General features: G+C 41.7%; 1 protein-coding gene. It reads right to left on the reverse strand.

What is annotated here, in order from left to right:
* Nucleotides 1–164, reverse strand: a 164-nt coding sequence (locus NB504_RS10420; RefSeq protein WP_258428851.1) for an isochorismatase family protein, incomplete at its 3' end; no start/stop codon positions are given.
* Between the last annotated feature and the right edge of the window lie 574 nt (nt 165–738).

Here is a 738-nt window from a genome sequence, read left to right on the forward strand (position 1 = left end):
GTCCCAGTTTGTTCATGTTGGATAAAGATGACTGAGATATCCTTTTGGCGCGCCCAATCTGTGACTTTATTGATGCGAGTTAAAACCTCATTTCTTTCAAACGGTTGAGGTGTTGGGTCAAACAAAATATTCTGCACATCAATAACAAGAACTGCTGATTTCATAGAATCTCCTTTTGAATAAGGCTAACGCCCGGCTAAGGGGTTGACAACGCATAGCCGAACTCAAAAAACACACCGTAAACACTGAACTTCAATTTTGCACTAAAACCGCCACGCGTTGGCAATCCCTCTTGAGCCGTTTGTTAGCTGCTGCACTTTAACCGGAGATTGACGACCCAACGGCCTAATTTAAAACACATTGTTGTTTTCAAGCGACAAAGTAAAACGGACAACTGAGAAACTAAAACCTAACCCACGAAACGTACTTGGCAAAGAAGAAATAATAGGAAAACTGACGAGCTTCTAAGACTTCAGTTTACAAAGAATTATGTCGAAGAAGCCAACAACCAAGTGCGCGAAATCCATTTAAGCGCGAAATAGCTTCAAAACCAAAGAAGCCATACCAAAGAAATAAACAAACACACCACTTCCCGTAAACAGACTTCGGTTAGTTCAACCACTTCACGAACAGTGCCACTGGCGAGATACGCGGAAAAGTGCTGACTTTCAGGTGTAAAGCTAGAGCCTCAGACCAAGAAGAAATGAACACGGACTTTTATGATTTTTCTTAACCTCA

Source organism: Vibrio sp. RM-69-4, from assembly GCF_024743775.1.
GTDB classification, from domain to species: domain Bacteria; phylum Pseudomonadota; class Gammaproteobacteria; order Enterobacterales; family Vibrionaceae; genus Vibrio; species Vibrio anguillarum.